Genomic DNA, 17779 nt, shown 5'->3' with positions numbered 1-17779 from the left:
GCAATCCTAATGCCTATGCGGGCTGGCTGGCAATGCGCGTGAGGTGTGTATTAAGCGAACAGCGAAGATAGCTGGTTTTTGTTGCTTTTTTTAAGCAATGCAAATGCCTGAGAGTTTTGAATAATAAGAGAAAATTTTTGGAATTCTCTTGTTATGAAACTCTCGTCAGGCCATATGCAGTCCAACGCCGTGAGCGCACAGGATTGCAGCGATTGGATGCAAGCACTGACCCAGGCCTGGAAACAGGGTGCTTGGGAGCAGTGTTTGACCCTGGCGCAGAAAATCACCCGTGAGTTTCCTGAAGAGGGCCTGGCCTGGAAGTTATTAGGCAGCCTTTATCAACAACAAGATACGCTGGCGCTGGCTGCCGATGCTTTCTTGCAAGCGAGCAAGCGCTTAAAGAAAGATGCTGAGGTGTTGTATAACTTGGCCAACGTTTATGCGCAATTGCAAGACACCACGCAGGCGATCAAATATTACCGCCAAACGCTCAAACTCAACCCGGTTTTTAGCCAGGCTTATGCCAATTGGGCCAGTGTACTCAAGCAAGCAGGGCAAGTAAAAGAGGCGGAAAAGCTACTGCGCCGGGGATTGAATATTCACCAACAGGATGGCCGCGTCAATTTTGAACTGGCGACCTTGTTACATGAGGCAGATAAACCGCTGGAGGCGATTCAATACTATCGCGAAGCCGTGTCTATTGAGCCTGATAATGCCGTGATTTTTTTCAATATGGCGTTGGCACTGGATCAACTGGGCAATACGACTGAAGCGATTGCTGCCTATCAGCAAACGATTGCGATTCAAAAAGACTATGTTGAGGCCTATAGTTACCTGGGTGCTTTATACCTGAAACATGGTGACGTGGAAGAAGCTGAGCAGTGGTTGCTGGCGGGCATGGCATTGAATCCAACCGAGTTATCACTGCTTAAAAATCTGGCCAAACTTTACCGGGTGACGCACCGCACCAGAGAATACCAAGCCTATATTGATCAAATCATGCAGGCGCAAGAGGTGAGTGCGGAGACGCTGAATAACCTGGCCACCGAGATGCTGAATCAGCAGTTATACGGTGAGGCTGAGAATTATTGCCTGAAGGCGCTGGCGCTGGATCCGGACAATCCTTATGTGCTGGGCAATCTTGGTTTGATTGAGAATGCCAGAAACGCTTATGACAAAGCGTGTGTGTATTGTGAACAGGCATTAGCGCAGTTGCCTGAGTCAGAAAGTATCTTGAGCAATTACAGTATCAGTTTGCGCATGCTGGGCCGCTATACCGAAGCAATTGCCTGCCTGGAAAAAGCACTGCGCATCAAGCCTGAATTCATGCCTGGGTATATCAATCTGGCCAATGTCTATTTGGACATGGGGCAGATTGAAATGTCGATTGCGACCTTGAAGCAAGCATTGCAGATTGAGCCTACCCATATGATGGCGCTTAGAAACCTGCTGTTTGCTAATAGCTACAGCAATAGCTTGCCGCCTGCCGAAAGCCTGGATTACGCGCATAGACTGGGCGCCGCCATGATGCACGAAGTGACGCCGTACGACAGCTGGAATGTCCATGCGCAAGAGCAACGTATCCGCATCGGCCTGGTATCGGCTGATTTGCGTAAACACCCGGTCGGCTATTTCCTGCACCAGTGGTTGCAGGCATTTGATGCCAGCCGCCTGGAGGTTTATGGCTACTCGACCGATGGTCGCGAAGATGCGTTTTCGCACGAGTTGAAAGACTTATGCAACCAATGGCGCTCACTGGCCGGGTTGACGGATGCGCAAGCCGCCAAACAGATTCGTGAAGATGGTATTCATATCCTGCTGGATTTATCCGGCCTGTCTGGCGGTACACGCTTGCCGATTTTTGCCCATAAACCTGCCCCGGTACAAGCCACCTGGCTCGGCTATTGGGGCACCACCGGTTTGCCGCTGATGGATTATGTCATCGCTGATCCGGTGAGTATTGATGCGCAGGTGGCGACCCAGTTCACCGAGCAGGTCGTGCATCTGCCACATACGCGTATGTGCTTCACGGCGCCGCCTTGTGATGTCGCTGTCAATGATTTGCCAGCATTCACCACCGGTGCAGTGACCTTCGGCTGCTTTCAAAACTACAGCAAGGTAAGTAACGACGTATTATCTTGCTGGGGCGAGGTGTTGCAGGCCTTACCGACGGCCACATTGTTCTGGCAGAGCAAAGCATTTAATGATGCCCTGGTGCGTGAAGAGGCATTGGCCAGATTACAGCAATATGGCATCTCTGCTGCGCGTTGTAGCTTGCATGGCATGGTGCCCAGAGATGAATACCTGCGTAACCATCACCAGATTGATGTGATCCTGGATACCTTCCCGTTTACTGGCGGCACCACGACGTGTGAAGCCTTATGGATGGGCGTACCGACGCTGACCTTGCTGGGCGACACATTGATTGCCCGCCAGGGTGCCAGCTTTATGCATTGCGTGGGGTTGGCTGACTGGGTGGCCACCAGCCGTGAAGAGTATGTGAGCAAAGCCATTGCATTGACCAGTGATCTTGGCGCCTTGGCAACATTGCGCGCCCAACTGCGCCAGCAAGTGTTGGCTTCGCCATTAATGCATGCTGAGCAGTTCGCCCAGGATTTTGAACAGTTGCTGTTTAGCTTATGGCAACAAACCCTGGCCACATTGGCGCCACAGCAATTGTTGGCTGAGTCACCGGTACAAGATGCTTTTTCCGGCGAGCAGCCGGTTTGGGTGGTCAGCGCCACTCGCATGACTGAAGAAGTTTTCTGGCGTGACTCTGCACTTGGCAGATCACTCAAACGCCATATGCAGCAGGATAAACGCCTGGTGCCCGTAGTCGCTTATGAAAATACGCGTGGCCTGTCTGAAGTGTTTAATGAGGCAATTGCCGCTGCGCCAGACCAGGCATTGCTGGTATTGATCCACGATGATGTCTGGCTGGACGAAAACACCTTTGTCCATAGCATACAGCAGGGCTTAAATCATTATGATGTGATTGGTATAGCGGGCAACGCAAGGATTCAAGCTGGCCAGCCTGGCTGGTGCTTTATCGATTTGCAATTCACTTGGGACGATGCCAGATACTTGCGCGGCGCGGTCAGCCATGGCCAACACGCTTTTGGACCCGCCTCCAGCTATGGTGATGTGTCTGGCGAATGCCAGTTGATGGATGGCGTATTCCTGGCGGCGCATAAACAGACCTTGCTGCAAAGCGGTGTGCGTTTTGACCAGCAGTTTGACTTTCATTTTTACGACCTGGATTTTTGCCGTACAGCCACCCGTGCAGGCCTCAAGCTGGGTGTATGGCCAGTGCGCATGACGCACCAGAGTGGTGGTGCGTTTGGTAGTGCACGCTGGCGTGATAAATACCTGAGCTATCGCCAGAAATGGGAGCCGGCCAGCGTACCACAGCAGCCAGCGTCCACGGCCTTGCAGGACGCAATGGCCGAGGTATTTGACCAGGCTTCACAAGCGCAGCAGCAAGGCGATTTAAATACGGCGAAACAGCTATACCAGGAGATTCTGGCCGTAGATAAACGGCATGCACTCGCGACGCATAATCTGGGCTTGATTTACTGGCAGAGCCAACAGCCAGCAGAAGCATTGCACTTGCTGGCGCAGGCTTATGCGCTGGCGCCAACGCAGTGGCAGTTGTTAAGCAGCTACCTGACGGCACTCAAACACAGTGGTGCGACAGCTGAGTTGGAACAGGTATTGGCGCAAGCCGTTAACAGCGGCCAGCATACACAACCCTTGCAAACATTGATGCAAGACTGGCAGTTGCCATCGCTTGCGCCAGCGCAGCCATCAGATCAAGCACAACAGGCATTGCTGGCCTTGTTTGAGCAACAGCAATATGCGCAGATGGAACGTGAGCTAGACACGCTATTACAGCAATATCCTGCCTGGTTAAGTGGCTGGAAAATGTTGTCTGACGTATTGATGATCCAGAAGAAAGATGCCCGCGTAGCGGCCAGCAAAGCGCTGGTGCTGAATAATCAAAGCGCTGAAGAGCATTGCTACTATGGGTTGGTGCTCAAGGCACAAAATGACCTCACGGCAGCCGCAGATGCCTTTGCCCAGGCCATACACCTGAAACCTGACTATGCTGCGGCGTATAACAATCTGGGTATTGTGCTCAAAGACCTGGGCGAAGTGGATGAAGCGATCAAGCAGTTTAAACAGGCGCTGATATTACAGCCGCAATATGCCGATTGCTTCAGCAATCTGCTGTTTTGCATGACGCATGCAGCGCAGGTGGATAACGATGCCTTGTTACAAGCGCATACCGCGTATGCCGCCCTGTATGAAGCACCGTTAAAACCGCATTGGCAGCTTCATGGCAATACGCGCGATGCACAACGTCCGTTACGCGTAGGCTTTGTTTCTGGCGATTTGCGTGCGCATTCAGTGGCACATTTCCTGCTGCCTTTGTTACCTGCGCTGGCCCAAGATAGCTCATTGGCTTTATTTGCTTATGCTAATTATGCGCTGGAAGACGATGTCTCGGCGGAGATGCGCCAGTATTTCAAACAATGGCGCGTGGTTTCCAATATTTCTGACGAAGCGCTGGCAGAGACTATCAGGCAAGATCAGATTGATATCCTGATCGACTTGTCCGGCCACACCTCCGGTAACCGCCTGCTGACCTTTGCCCGGAAACCTGCCCCAGTGCAGGCAAGCTGGCTGGGGTATTTGAATACCACCGGACTGACATCCATAGACTATTACCTGGCTGATAATGCCTTGTTACCTGCCGGGGAGTTTGACCAGCAGTTTACCGAGCAGCTCGTGCAGTTACCGGTGAATGCGCCATTTGTGCCGCATCCGCAAGCACCGGCCATCAATGCTTTGCCTGCGCTCAGCAATGGTTATGTGACTTTTGGCTGCTTTAACCGCCCCAATAAAATTACCCAGGCTACCGTGCAGCAATGGGCTGCTGTCATGCAGGCCACGCCTGCCAGCCGCATGGTATTAGGCGGTATGGCAGAAGCGGGCGCATGCACGCATGTGGAGCAATGGTTTGCCGAAGCAGGTATCTCCGCCGACCGCTTATCGTTTTATGCCCGCACCGATATGCTGAGCTATTTGCAGCAATATCATTTGGTGGATATTTGCCTGGATACTTTCCCGTCTAATGGCGTGACCACCACCGCGCATGCTTTGTGGATGGGTGTGCCTACGCTATGCGTGGCAGGTGATCGCCTGGCCAGCCGCGGTGCCATGGCCTTGATGCAGCATCTTGATCTGGCCGACTGGGTCGCGGCCAACCCACAGCAATATCTACAACAGGCCGCGCATGTGTTGTCTGACCTGTCGGCACTGGCTGATTTACGCGCCAATATGCGCACCCGTTTTACGCAGTCACCGCTGGCACAAGCGGCACCATTGGCGCAGGCTTTGTCACAGGCAATGCGCCAGATGTGGCAACGCTGGTGCCAGGAGCAGGCCGCAAGCAGTTTTGCTATTCCTTCTTTAACGCTGAAAGAATCTTCTGTTGCGCCGGACGCGACTGAACCCTCTGATAAAGGTATCTCTATGAATACAACACTTAACCCACAAACTGCACAGGCTAATGCGCTGCACGATTCGATTGCTGAAGTGTTTCAGCTGGCGCTGCAAATGCAGGAAAAAGGCGACCTGGCACAAGCGATGAGCTTTTATCAGGAAATTTTGCGCATTGATGACAAGCATGCAGCCACGTATTTCCAGTTAGGCCTATTGGCGCAGCAAGCGGGCAAGGCCGAAGAGGTATTACCGCTATTGGAACAGGCCGTGATTCTGGCACCGCAGCAGCCTGCATACTGGCAAGCCTATATTGGCGAACTGTCGCTGACCGCGCCCAAAAATGAAGTGCTGGACGTGATCACTTTTGCCCGCCAGAATGGCCTGGCCGCAGCCGATGCCGATGCACTGCAACGCCAATACAGCCAGCCAGCGGTTGCCGCTGATGTTGTGCGCAAAGGGCCGTATATCTACCGTACTGAAGATAACTTCTACCAGCGCGCGCAGACCGAGGTTTTTGGCTACCAGGATGTGGGTAACGCCGAGCAGCGTTTATATGACATGATCCGCCAGTCACGTGACAAAAGCGTATTCTCCAGCGAACTGGCGGCTAAAGCCACTGACTGGCCGAGCTACTACCACCTGACTTCGCAGCGCGCCAATTTGCTGCGCCCGTTTGCTGACAAAATTGCCAACGGTAAGGTACTGGAGTTGGGCGCTGGTTGTGGCGCGATTACACGTTTTCTCGGTGAGCTGGGCGGCGAAGTGGTGGCATTGGAAGGCAGCCCGAACCGTGCACGAGTGATCGGCCAACGTTGTGCGGATCTGAACAATGTGACGATTTACTCTGACCTGATCCAAGCGTTTGAAACTGACGAGAAGTTTGATGTCGTGACCCTGATCGGCGTGCTTGAATATGCGCAGGTCTATGTGAAAGAAGCCGATCCTTTACGTTTCTTGCTGCAAACCGCCAAGTCTTTCCTCAAAGAAGACGGCATGCTGATTGTGGCGATTGAAAACCAGCTCGGCCTCAAGTATTTCTGCGGCGCGCCTGAAGACCATATGGGGCAGGCGATGTATGGTATTAATGATTCTTACAGCAGCACCAGCCCGATCACATTTGGCCGCGTAGAGCTGGATGCATTGATCCGCAGTGCCGGTTTTGAAACCACAGAGTTGTATGTGCCGCTGCCAGATTACAAAACACCCGTTAGCGTGATTTACCCGGAAGGCTTTAACCAGGCGCATCGTGCGGCAGGCTGGGATGTTGGCGCCCTGGCGGCAGGCTCGGTGGTGCATGACAGGCAATCGCCACGTCACCCGACATTCTCACTGGAAAACGCCTGGCAGGTGATTGCGCGTAATAACCTGGTAGAAGATGTTGCAAACTCATTTATGTTTGTTGCGTATCCGCAGCACCAGGCTGGCAAATTGCATCCGGACGTATTGGCTGCGCATTATGGTTGCCAGCGCCAGGCCGTGTTTAGCAAGGAAACCCAGTTTGTACATGATGCACAAGGCTTGGCAACGCGTACACGTAATACCGGCGAAACAGCACAATTGTTGCAGGCAGATTGGGAGCATGCAGCTTACCATGGCGGCCAGTTGTGGATGGATAAACTAACGCAGTTGATGAACCGTCCTGGTTGGCGCGTGGAAGACCTGGTGGCATGGACTGCCCCCTGGTTGCAAGGCCTGGAAGCCGCAGCGCTGACCGGTGGCAAAACCTTGCCGGAGTTTGCAGGCTATTCTGCCTTGTTGCCTTCTCAGTATTTTGATGCCACACCAACCAACTTTGTGATGGACAAAGCCGGGCAGGGCCATTTCTTTGATCTGGAGTGGGATTTTGCCATTCCATTGCCGGTGGCTTTCGTGGCCTTGCGTGGTCTGTTCCTCACCCTGCATCGTGTGCGTAGTTGCGGCAAACCACACGCCAGCACGCCAACTAATATTGGCAGCTTGACGCTGGCGGTGCTGGAACTGAGTGGCTACCACTACCGCGATGACCAGTTGCAAGCGTTTATCAGCGTGTTTAACCGCCTGCAAAATATGACACAAGGCGTGCCTGAGCATGTGGTGAATGGCTTGACCGCCGAGTTTACCCGGGCAGAGTTGCCGGTACGTCAGCTGTTTACGTAATGCGTCTTATCAATACCAAAGCATGCACAGCGATGTGCATGCTTTTTTGTTGTCCGTAGAAACGACAGGCAATAAAAATCCGGCGACTATACAGTGGCCGGATTTTTAAGTGAATGTGCTGAATTGTTTAAAACACTGAATTACTTAAAACATAGTTTCCATGCAACGGCGGATATGCGGGATAGAGCCGACCGGATTGGGCGTATATTTGCTGAGTTTGGCCAGGGTTAACAGGGCCTTGTCAGCCTTTTGTTGCAGGCAATAGACTTCAGTCAGGTTGCTGAGTGGAATCGCCGGATTCTCTTGCGCCAACAGCACGGCTTTTTCCAGCAATAGCTCTGCATCTTCAAACTGGCCCTGGCTGACTAACAAGGTGCCCAGGTCATTGTAGGGCTCCCAGCAGCAACTTTCTTTTTTAATCAGTTCCAGCATGACTTGGGTCGATAATTTCATATCGCCTTCGGCAGCCAGTTTCTCGGCGTAGTGATAGGTATTGCGGTCAATCTCTACCTGGGATTTGATGGCTGGCGTAGGTAATTCTGTCGCGCCTGACAGTGCCGCGAGAATATTATCTGCAATCAAGGTTGCGCTTTGGCCCAGGTGGGCAAACTGATGTTGTTTGTTCTCGGTGATTTGCTGTTGATAGACGGCTGCGTTTTGCAGTACGTCTTCAACCGTGCGGCGCAAGTCGGCTTTCACGGTTTTAATCACATAGTCATAAGGCACACTGGCTGGGCGCGGCGGGTTAGTATCCGGAATCAACCAGTCGGTGACGGCAATACCAGGCACATCCAGCAGCAAGGCTTCTGTGAGTACACTGGACTCATCTGACACCATGACGTCGGCCAAACCCAGGCAATACATGATGCTGACTTCGCGATCGACCACATACACGTTGTCGGCGCAGTCGCGATGCAGGGCATCCATTTCGTCAATGTTATTCAGCACCCAGCGATATTTGTCTGACCATGGCGCCTGTTTCAGCAGCAGGTTGACCGGCAAATCTTTCAGCGCTTGGACAAACTCATCCTGTTTGCCGTGGTTTTCCCAGGAAGGTGCATAGAGGATGGAATGCTCGTATTTCAGCCCTAGTTGCTCGCGCAGTTTTTGCGCTTCCTGTTTAAAGGTTTCCTGGTTGCGGTAGACCAGGTCGGCTTTGGGCCAACCCAGGTCAAACATGCCCAGTTTTGGCTGCGCCTGTTTGAAATTGGCTTGCGTTTGCCAGCGCTCAACCCAGGCTGGGCCGGGCACCACGCCGATATCAAAGGCTGACCATGGTTCATGATGCCAGAAGTGTGGCCAGATATCATGGCGCTGCGCCAGGTCGTGGAGCAGGATGACGGAAAATCCGGCATTCGGTTTGCAGGCATGCTCGCAATACACACCAACTTCAGCATATTGCTTGGAGTTGGTGCTCCATTGAATGACATAGCCTCTGCTGGCAATTTCATCGGCAACCGGTGCCAATGCCTGGCGCTCGCAGTTGTCGGTATAAAAGAAAGTGAACACGGGCTGGTGTGAGTTGGTAGTCGTCATGATGGTCTATCCATGCAAGCGTTTGGTGAAAATAACACTGAAACGGTATTGGCTTTGTGCGTAATTGGGCACGCAGCTTTCAAATACCTGCTGTGGTTTTTCCGGCAATTGCTGGCTAAACCACTCAGGGGTGTAATAAGTGTGGTGCAAGCCACGGTATTTTTCTTCATATTCGGCAATCGTCAGCGCATCGCGGCGTGCGTGCTCGCAGGCTTCGCGGGTGGCTGCATGCGGAATATCGAGGATTGCTATGCCAACCTTGGCTTTTTGCCACATGGCCTGGAGCACTTCGGCGGCCATGGCTTCATCAAAATAATGAAATACGCTGTTGGCAATCACAAAGTCATATTGGGGGTCAGTGGCCATGGTTTGTGCAGCTTGCGCCTGGAAGTCGCCATCAGGCATGGCTTGTTGTGCGGCTTCAATGAGCCCCGCAGCGTAATCCAGGCCGCCCACAGTCAGGGTATGTTGCTGACGCAAGGCATATAAAAACGCGCCGGCGCCACAACCGACTTCAAATACAGAATCTCCAGACTTTAGTCCTAGTTTGTCACTGATGCGGCGGGTATATTCCTGCCAGTCTGCTGGGTTGATTTTGCCTGCACCACTGTCAAAACCATCGAGGGCAATCAAGGTATCCAGTGTGATGGCATGCTGCGGTTGCAGCGTGCGCTTTTCCCAAATCTGTTGCCAAAGGTTACTCATGTGTTTGCTTCCATTTTTTGACTGACGGCTTTTAATACACGGGCACGCAATTGAGTGCTGCTGATGCCTTCGGTGCGCGGCAGGATATGTAATTTGTCTGCGGCAATCGGATTGCTGTTATCGTGGCCATGCACCAATAGGTCAATCTGGTGCAGGGTTAAAAAGGCCTCGTCTAGCAGCCAGGGGCTAGGCACTACTTCATCCACGTCACGCATGGCGAGTAGCACTTCTGCGCGTGCGGCATAATCGAGTTCAGGTTCATAGCCCTTTTTGGCGCGAATTTCTTCATCTGTAGTCAAGGCTACCACCACATGGCCCAATTGCCTGGCGGCTTTTAACAGGCGCACGTGGCCGTGATGAATCAGCGTGGCGGACATATCGACCATAATGCGCTTTTGTGGCTGCGTCATGGCTGTAGCTCCAGTAAATCAAGAATGGCGCCGCGTGCCGTGCTGCCCAGGTGTGCTTCGCCCAGGTGGCAAACGACACTGCCACGGCTGATGCCGCGTGGTTGATACAGTACAGCACGTGCATGCTGGCTACTGACCTTGGCGTCAACCCAGGTACATAGTACTGGCTGGTAGTTCACTGGATGAGTCGCGTAAGCAGCAATCTTTTTCAGCATCTGTGCCTTGTTGATAAACACCGCTTCACGCAAGTCATCATGCTTGGGCAATACCTCATACAAAGAGGCGATGGCATGGTAAGGGCCCGTCATGCGGCGTTCCAGATGCGTGGTCAGATTGAGATAAAACGAATCGACCGCGTGTCTGGGCGATTGGTGGAAAGCAATAAAAGAGGCACCGGTCAGGCCAAACAAGCCTTTGCAGGAGCTATAGGCAATCACATCGGCCAGGCCATGGTCATTTTCCAGGCCGATAGAAGCGGTGGCATCCAGCATCAGTTGTGCACCGACACGGTCAGCCAGGGCACGCAAGTCTGCAATCGGTAACAATAAACCGGCACTGGTTTCGGTATAGCAGGCGACGACCCAGTCATAGTGGCCGGTCACGCTGGCCAATTGTTGCCAGTCGCAGACGGTGACTAATGACACCTCGCCAGCGTTGCGTTGAGCCATTTGTGCAAAGCTGACCAGGCGTTGTGCGTAATAACCGCTGTCTATCACCAACACCTTGCCGTATAGAAAGTTCAGGCTGGCAATTTCCAGTGCAAGGCTGGCAGAACCTTGTAGCCGTGCAATATGGGCATGGCCAGTCATGGTTTTGAGGGCGCTTAAGACCACATCTTCGACTTGGCTGTAATCCTGGTCACCGCGTCCAAAGCATGGTCGCAGGCCAAGCAGGTTTTCTTCGAGCAGACTGGCCGGGCCAGCGGTAAACAATACCTTGTGTTGGTTTTGCGTGGCGACATGGGCGTGTATGGTGGTGTCAGGCATATTCCACCTCGGTTAAAAACTGCATAAAGTCCTGTTTGTTTTGTGCCGGGGTACGCGTCGGCCGCCCCAGGTCAGCCCGTGCGCCTTTGCGGCACAGTACTTCAATAAAGCTGCTTTTGCCGCTGGCTAAGGTTTGTTGCAACACTGTGTTTAATGATTCTGCGCCAGACACACTGTAGACCTGTGCATAGCCGGCAGCACTGGCAATGTCTGAGAGTGTGAGTTGCGCGGCCACGGTTGGCTGGCCACCCACAGAGTCGTGCGCGCCATTATTCAACACAATATGCAGCAGATTGGATTGCTGGGCACTGATGGTCAGGCTGCCCATATGCATCAGCATGGCACCATCACCGTCAATGCAGATCACTTGCCGGTCTGGCTGTGCCAGTGCAATGCCGCAGGCAATTTGTGAGGCGTGGCCCATGCCACCCACGGTGAGAAAATCGCGGCCATGTCCGGCCTGTTGCGCTTTGCGCAGCTCAAACAGTTCACGTGAGGCCATGCCGGTGGTTGCCACCACGGCAGCGTCTTGTGGCAAGGCTGACACAATCTGCCCAATCATGTGCTCACGGCTTTCCAGCACGGGCAATTTACCTGCCAGGGCAGAGGCGGGGGCTGCTGTTGTTTTTACTGGTTTATACGGCGCAAAGCTTTGTTTGCGTACCACCAGTGCGACGGGGCCCTGACGTGTCATCGCCTGCTGTAACAATGTTTGGATTTGCGCATGGGCGCTGTCTATGTCATCAGCCATCACTTGGTAAGGCAAGCCGAGCACGTCAAGTTGTGACAGAGTAATCTGGCCTTGTTTGACATGCTGCGGTTCATCATGGATCTGTTCGCCATGCGCATTCAGCTCTCCGCGCCAGCCAATGACCAATAACATAGGAATGCCATACACCTGCGGATCTGCCAATGACGCAATCGGGTTCACCACATTGCCCAGGCCGGAATTTTGCATATAGACCAGCGCCGGTTGGTTGCTTGCCAGGTAGTGGCCAATGGCCAAACCAATCGCACCACCTTCATTGGCGGCAATCACATGCTGGCCGGTAGCCAGGGTGTCTGAAAAGCAGGCACACAATTCTTTGAGTAGTGAGTCGGGCACGCCAGCAAAAAACTGTACTTGTTCGCTTTGCAAGGCGTTTAAAAAATCCTCGGCATGTATCATCAGAATACTCCGCTTATCTGGTTACGGTTATTTAGTGCCTGGAATCAGTTCCAGCACATCGTTAATCGACATCAGGCTGGCTTCGATTTCTGCGGTCCTGCCATTTTTGAGGATTTCCATAGCGGCATTCTGCATGGCCGGATAGGCGGCACGCATCATATGGTTGGCATAAATCACCAGGTTAAAGCCGTGTGCGGCCAGTTCTTCCTCAGTCACTTTGTTGTAACTGGTGGGGACGCAGACTAAGGGAATGGTTGGGAATTCGGATTTGAAAATTTTGGCAAACTCAAACACTTCGTCCGGTGCTTTCTGGCGGCTGTGGATCATGATGCCATCGACGCCCGCGCCTACGTAAGCTTGTGCGCGTTTAACTGCATCAGCAATGCCTTTTTCTAGGATCAGGCTTTCAATACGCGCAATCACCATAAAGTCATCACTCACACGTGCGGCGCGGCCTGCCATGATTTTTTCGCAGAAAGGCTCAATCTCGTCCTGCAATTGCGGCACTTCATTGCCAAATAAGGAATTCTTTTTTAAACCAATTTTGTCTTCAATAATGGTGGCGGAAATACCCAGGCGTTCCATGCTGCGCACATTGAGTTCAAAGTGCTCCAGTTTGCCGCCGGTGTCGGCATCCATAATTAAAGGTTTGGTGGTGACATCAAAGATGTCATTAATATTAGACAGGCGGCTGTTGATCTCAACCGCTTCAATATCGGGTTTGCCGCGGGCGGTAGAGTCGGTCAGTGAGCTAGACCAGAAACCGTCGAACTGGCAGGTTTTGCCATTACGTTGCGCCGTCACATGTTCGGCAATGAGGGCGGAGATCGGATTATGCGCCTCAATAAAACGTGAAATCGGTTTCACCGTCAGCAATCTCTTCAAGGTACGGCGGCGGATATCCGGCGTGGTACCCAGGGCCTGGATCTGGCCGAGCATTTCATTCGAAGACACGCCACGTGTATAAGGAATCTCGATCAGGTGGCCGCCATACTCGGCCAATGCGGCACGTGCACGGTCACGGTAGGGCACCAGCGGGCCTTCCAGCCAGTCGTCGCCATGCACCATGATGTCTGGTTTGTATTTGAGCAGGTTGGGCGCATAGTCCCATTCTTCTTGCGGCACCACATTGACCACGCCGCGAATATTCTCGACGATCTGTTTGCGTTGCTCATACGTCAGATAGGGCAGGCGTTTATGGTCTGCAACCGCTGCGTCTGATAACAGGCCGATGGTGACGTCGCCGTACTTTCTGGCCTGCTCAATAATATTGATATGGCCATGGTGCAGAATGTCTACGGTCATACCTACATAAACGGATGCCATGCAAAACTCCTTCGTAGTCTTTTGGATACCTTATATAAGGTATGCGAATTGGATAGCCTGATTATCGTTGGCAATGCCTAAGAATGATTTGCAGATAAACGCGGAAAACCGGCCTTATATCTTGTGTGATACAGCGGTCATGGAAGGGGTGGAAAACAGCTGTGCTTTAAAAGCAGAATTAAGACAGATTCTCTATTTAGCTCGGTTAATGGTCACGGCACATCTTTTTATAAAATAGATTGGTATAAACAATTTTGTGCAGTTCTTGATAGAAGGCTAAAGATTTTGGTGGAGGGGTCGTAAATAGTTTCAAGTGCATGATTGATCGAAAAAAGAAATTTGCAAGAAGTATTAAAGAAATTTCGCAAGCGGTCGATAACACAACTAACAACGCTAGATAGCAAACATTAAGTGGTAAATAGCGATCAACGTTGAAAGTAACATGACGATTTGACACTTAACTGGGTATACGACTCTAAAGGAGATTTAACATGGCTTCAGTAATTAACACCAACTTGGCATCCTTGAATGCACAACGTAACTTAAACGCTTCACAAAGCAGCCTGAATACTTCTATTCAACGCTTGTCTTCTGGTCTGCGTATTAACAGCGCTAAAGATGATGCGGCTGGTATGGCGATTGCAACACGTATGGACTCACAAGTTCGCGGTATGGATGTTGCAACACGTAACGCTAACGATGCGATCTCTTTCCTGCAAACTGCAGAAGGTGGTTTGAGCAGCGCAACTGACTCATTACAACGTATGCGTGAACTGGCTGTACAGGCAGCCAACGGTTCCTACAGCTCTGGTGACCGTGCAAACCTGGATACAGAATTTTCTCAACTGAAGTCAGAATTGACTCGCTTGAGTACAGCGACCAAGTTTAACGGCCAGGCAGCATTCGGTGCAGGTTACAACTTCCAGATTGGTGCAGACAGTGGCGATACCATTAGCGTGTCTTCTGTTTCAGCGGCTTCTCTGTCTGGTTCCCTGTCTTCAGCAGATGCTGCATCAGATGCGATTACTGCGATTGACGCACAATTGACTGCTGTAAACACTAGCCGTGCGACATTGGGTGCTTACCAAAACCGTTTTGCTTCAGTAGTAAGCAACCTGGGCGTAGCGTCTGAGAACATGTCTGCTGCCAAGTCACGTATCACTGATGCTGACTTCGCTTCAGAAACAGCCAAGATGACACGTGCACAGATTCTGCAACAAGCTGGTACTGCGATGCTGGCTCAAGCGAACCAGTTGCCTAACCAAGTGATGACATTGCTGAGAGGTTAATACATCACACGGTAACGCTAAATCCACAGGCCTAGACCCTGTGGATTTGGCCTAGGTAAAAGGAGCAACATCATGAGTGACTCATCTATAAATGGTGTAGGTGGCAGTTTGCAGGGTGTACAGGCAGCCAGTAGTTTGAAACTGGTGAAATATGCTGAATCAGCTGCGGATAAAGTGACGGCCGATGTGAATGACAAAGCTGCGATTAGCGGTGCAGTCAAAAAGTTAAATGAGTATGTAGCACCAGCGTTACAAACGATAGAGTTTTCTATCGATGATGACAGCGACCGCATCATTGTGAAAGTGGTGGATACCGAAACACAAAAGGTATTACGCCAAATCCCCAATGAGGAAGTGTTGGCCATCAGTAAAACGCTGGATAAATTACGCGGGCTGGTGGTACGACAGACAGCCTGATATTGCGTTTTAATTCGGTTGGGAGATTAAGAAATGGCATCGATTGTATCCTCTACTGGCGCATCTGGCCTGCCTATTGACTCATTAGTCACGGCGCAGATGCAGGCGGAACAGCAACCCATTACCGATATTAAAACCAAAATATCGTCTTACAATACCAAGCTCTCCGCGTACAGCACGCTGAAAAGCGGCTTAAGCACTTTTCAAACGGCCGTTGATAAACTGGCTACCGCAGCCAAGTTTAATGCGCAAGCCGTCACCGCCAGTGACAGCACCAGTATCAGCGCAACTGCGAATGGCACAGCCGTTCTCGGTAACTACAATGTGACGGTCAGCCAGCTGGCGACTTCACAAAAACTTGCCACTTCGGCTTACAGCAGTGCCACCGACATCGTCGGCACCGGCAAAATTACGATCTCTTTTGGTACCTATACGGCAGCAGCTGGCGCGACGCCTGCTTCATTTACAGCCAATGGTGATAAGTCCGATATCACCATCGATATCACCAGCAGCAACAATACGCTGGCAGGTATCCGTGATGCGATCAATGCAAAAAATGCGTCTGTCTCGGCTTCTATTGTCAATGATGGGACCGGTAATCGCCTGGTGATTACGTCTAAAGACACCGGCGAGGTGAATAGCCTCAAAATATCGGTGGCAGATGATGATGGTAACAATACGGATACTGGCGGGCTGTCTGCATTAGCCTACGATCCCTTGGCCAGCAGCAATAATATGACGCAAATGACGGCGGCGAAGAATGCCTTGCTGACCGTGGATGGCATGAGCATCAGTAAATCCAGCAATACGGTGTCTGATGTAATCCAGGGGGTGACGCTGACGTTGAAGTCGGTCACTTCGGCCAGCAATACGCTAAGTGTCAGCACCGATACCGATACGATACAAGCCTCGGTACAAAGCTTTGTCGATGCTTATAACGCATTGAATACTAGCATGCGCAACCTGACCAAGTTCGTATCGGCAGGGTCTAGCTCTAATGGGGCCTTACTCGGTGATTCGACGGCACGCAACATCATGGTCAAATTGAAATCCATGTTGTCCGCATCCTCGCCCACTGCCACAACCTATAAAACGTTGACCGACATTGGGGTCACCATGGGCTCTGATGGATCCTTGTCGCTGGATAGCACTAAATTGCAAAAAGCTGTCACCAATAACGTTAGTGATGTGGCAAAGCTGTTTTCACCATCGGCGACCTCTACCGATCCGCAAGTGACTTTTGTCAGTAGCAAGGATGACACGGCCTCGGGTACCTATGCGGTGAATATCACGCAATTAGGCGGTAATGGGGTGAATGCCAACGGCACGATCAATGGTGTGACGGCGATTACGACCGGCTCTATTCTGACTGGCGCCAGCGGTAATGCCAGTTATGGCCTGCAATTGAGCGTCACAGGCACCGCGACAGGTAGTCGTGGCACGGTGACCTTCAGCAAGGGCCTGGCAGGGGAGCTCAGCAGCTTGCTGGACGGCTGGCTGGATAGCGAAGGCGCATTGACCACAAAAACAGATGGTATTTCAAGTTCCATTAAAGATTTGAACAAAAAGGCCGATGATATAAGTGCCAAGCTGCCTGCCATTGAAGCACGTTACCGCGCCCAGTACGCAAAACTGGATGCACTGCTCAGTAGCTTACAGAGCACCAGCAGTAACCTGACTTCACAACTGGCCGCGATTAGCGCTAACAGTTAGTTGAAGCGGTAGATGTCTGTAGCGAGCGGCTGGCAAATTATCGTAAACCATACGCTTTAAAGCAGAATTCAGGAGTCAAAAATGTTCGGGATGAAAAAATTAGGTGTTAATGCTTATGCAAGCGTAGGGTTGGAAACCGGTGTGGTGGATGCCAGCCCATTGAAACTGATCGTCATGCTGTATGACGGTGCAATTTCAGCCTGCATTCATGCCCAGCAAGCGATGGCACAGCACGATATTGCAAAAAAAGGCGAGTACCTGACACAAGCAGTGACTATCGTCGATAGCGGCTTACGTGCCTGCCTGGACAAGCGTGCCGGTGGCAACATTGCACAAAATCTTGACCAGCTTTATCAATACATGACACGTACGCTGATGGAAGCCAGCGTGCGTCAGGATGCGAAAAAAGTACAAGAAATTCAACATTTACTGATGGAATTAAAAAGCGCGTGGGAAACACTGGAAAAGTCAGCCATGGCGCGTCCAGTGCAAGCGGATATGTCTTTGGGCCAGATGGTCGCCCAGAAAACAAATGAATTGCAACAGATGGGGCAAGTTAACCGTTTGGCCACTGCCGGAGCCTAA

At 51.7% G+C, this 17779-nt stretch carries 11 protein-coding genes; 5 read left to right on the top strand and 6 right to left on the bottom strand.

What is annotated here, in order from left to right:
* The first annotated feature begins 153 nt into the window (after positions 1 to 153).
* Entirely contained in the window at positions 154 to 7644 is a 7491-nt protein-coding gene (locus B3355_RS04625; RefSeq protein WP_292780721.1) for a tetratricopeptide repeat protein, read from the top strand.
* A gap of 144 nt (positions 7645 to 7788) precedes the next feature.
* Here the strand turns inward: B3355_RS04625 and B3355_RS04620 are convergent, their stop codons facing one another.
* The 6 genes from B3355_RS04620 to aepX are packed head-to-tail and all read right to left on the bottom strand — an operon-like array spanning position 7789 to position 13775.
* Entirely contained in the window at positions 7789 to 9180 is a 1392-nt protein-coding gene (locus B3355_RS04620; RefSeq protein ID WP_292780718.1) for a CDP-glycerol glycerophosphotransferase family protein, read from the bottom strand.
* Between the two features lie 6 nt (positions 9181 to 9186).
* The gene (locus tag B3355_RS04615) at positions 9187 to 9885 is read right to left on the bottom strand and encodes a class I SAM-dependent methyltransferase (protein WP_019882562.1); all 699 of its coding nucleotides are present in this window, start codon (positions 9883 to 9885) and stop codon (positions 9187 to 9189) included.
* Positions 9882 to 10295 (bottom strand): adenylyltransferase/cytidyltransferase family protein, encoded by a 414-nt coding sequence (locus B3355_RS04610; RefSeq protein ID WP_292780712.1) that lies wholly within the window; start codon positions 10293 to 10295, stop codon positions 9882 to 9884. The genes B3355_RS04615 and B3355_RS04610 overlap by 4 nt, the downstream gene beginning before the upstream one ends.
* Entirely contained in the window at positions 10292 to 11281 is a 990-nt protein-coding gene (locus tag B3355_RS04605) for a hypothetical protein (RefSeq protein WP_292780709.1), read from the bottom strand. The genes B3355_RS04610 and B3355_RS04605 overlap by 4 nt, the downstream gene beginning before the upstream one ends.
* Complete coding sequence (gene aepY / locus B3355_RS04600; RefSeq protein WP_047517657.1) at positions 11274 to 12449, bottom strand: phosphonopyruvate decarboxylase; 1176 nt, start codon at positions 12447 to 12449, stop codon at positions 11274 to 11276. The genes B3355_RS04605 and aepY overlap by 8 nt, the downstream gene beginning before the upstream one ends.
* Before the next feature lie 27 nt (positions 12450 to 12476).
* Positions 12477 to 13775: a phosphoenolpyruvate mutase gene (gene aepX / locus B3355_RS04595; RefSeq protein WP_019882558.1), complete on the bottom strand. Its 1299-nt coding sequence runs from the start codon at positions 13773 to 13775 to the stop codon at positions 12477 to 12479.
* A gap of 491 nt (positions 13776 to 14266) precedes the next feature.
* Here aepX and B3355_RS04590 point away from each other — a divergent pair, with 491 nt between their 5' ends.
* From B3355_RS04590 to fliS, 4 genes are all read left to right on the top strand, one after another.
* Positions 14267 to 15064 (top strand): flagellin, encoded by a 798-nt coding sequence (locus B3355_RS04590; protein WP_024931098.1) that lies wholly within the window; start codon positions 14267 to 14269, stop codon positions 15062 to 15064.
* A 72-nt stretch (positions 15065 to 15136) separates the two neighbouring features.
* Complete coding sequence (locus B3355_RS04585; RefSeq protein ID WP_019882556.1) at positions 15137 to 15481, top strand: flagellar protein FlaG; 345 nt, start codon at positions 15137 to 15139, stop codon at positions 15479 to 15481.
* Between the two features lie 33 nt (positions 15482 to 15514).
* Positions 15515 to 17194 carry a flagellar filament capping protein FliD gene (gene fliD / locus B3355_RS04580; protein WP_024931100.1) on the top strand — a complete coding sequence of 560 codons (1680 nt, stop codon included), beginning with the start codon at positions 15515 to 15517 and terminating at the stop codon, positions 17192 to 17194.
* An 81-nt stretch (positions 17195 to 17275) separates the two neighbouring features.
* The gene (gene fliS / locus B3355_RS04575; protein ID WP_024931101.1) at positions 17276 to 17779 is read left to right on the top strand and encodes a flagellar export chaperone FliS; all 504 of its coding nucleotides are present in this window, start codon (positions 17276 to 17278) and stop codon (positions 17777 to 17779) included.

Source organism: Methylophilus sp. UBA6697 (assembly GCF_002454655.1).
GTDB lineage: Bacteria > Pseudomonadota > Gammaproteobacteria > Burkholderiales > Methylophilaceae > Methylophilus.
Note: the sequence above shows the minus strand (reverse complement) of the source record. Positions and strands in the feature narration are given on the sequence as shown.